Raw genomic sequence first — 1,174 nt, 5'->3', positions numbered from 1 at the left:
GTCCAGCCAACCAAATAATGCACACATCTTACATCTCCTCCTCTGCACAAACTTCTTCATTTACGTACAACTGCCGCTCTTTCAGGTACTGAATCAGCTCTGGCTCTGTGATGTCAGCCACAAAATCCGACCATGACAACTTTGCAATAGAATCGTCCGTGTTGTACATGGCGGAATCACAGATACGGTTGACCAGCTGAATGGTCGCAATGAACGTGTTGTATTTCAAAGTGCCACGAAACAGGCGAAACTCCACAGTGTGATAGTTGCAAAGGTTCACGGCAGCATACCGACCGTTGCCGCCCTTTTTTGCCTTGTCCATGATTGCTTTTGGGGTATGTTCATAGCCGTATCTTGCCGCCCAGCGGTTCATGGCGTATTCCGAACGACGACTGAATTTCAAGAGTTCATTCCAGTGATGCTCCACAAAATACAGGATTCTGGAGATCACCTCGTCTTGCCCCTCTTGGCTATCGGAAAAAGCGTTGCGGTTTACATGGAGATGCAGACCGCAGGTTGAAGTTTGATGCGAGCGGTAGCCTTGACGAACAGCACGGTGCATGATGTCTTCCCACGGGAATTCATTGATGTGGTAGTTCATAGTGCAGGGGTGGGAAACCAGTTCCATGCCATCATCCAGCGATCCATCTGTCTTGATGTAGAGCAGGTCTGCATGGGCGTTGGCAATGTCCAGCAGTTCTTCCGCAAAGTCGTCATCTCTTCCTGCTCCGTCAATTTCCAGTTCAATGCCAAAGTAACGGTTGCCTTCGCCGTAGAAAATGGGATTCGGTTTGTAGCCGTATTCATGAATCAGATTACTTTCTTCACGTTCATCCTCATAGCAGTCACGGCAGTACGTTTCACCGTCCAAATAATAGGCATCGTCCTCGTGCAAAAGAGCATCACAACAGCTGCATCTGGTGTAGCTGTGATGGTAGCAATGGCTGCACAGCGTAATATCATTATCGCCATAGACATCCTCGTCCCAGATGCGTTCCCCACAGCATTTGCAGGTGGTGGTGTGATTCTCCAGGCAGTCGGAGCAGATAATTTGCCCGTTCCACTCGGTGTAGTCATCGTCATCAATGACACAGCCGCAGCACTCACAATACAAGGTTTCTTCCTGTTCGTTCTGTTCTTTTTTTACTTCTTCGCTCATTTGAAATTCCTCCGT

The 1,174-nt window shown here is 48.5% G+C and carries 1 protein-coding gene; it reads right to left on the bottom strand.

Going from position 1 to position 1,174, the window contains the following annotated elements; translation table 11 throughout:
* Nucleotides 1–28: 28 nt before the first annotated feature.
* Entirely contained in the window at nt 29–1,159 is a 1,131-nt protein-coding gene (locus tag RUMCAL_RS11010; RefSeq protein WP_040648044.1) for an amidoligase family protein, read from the bottom strand.
* Nucleotides 1,160–1,174: the final 15 nt, after the last annotated feature.

The organism is Ruminococcus callidus ATCC 27760, from assembly GCF_000468015.1.
GTDB lineage: Bacteria > Bacillota > Clostridia > Oscillospirales > Ruminococcaceae > Ruminococcus_C > Ruminococcus_C callidus.
The sequence above is the reverse complement of the archived record's forward strand: the minus strand, read 5'-3'. Positions and strand labels throughout refer to the sequence as shown.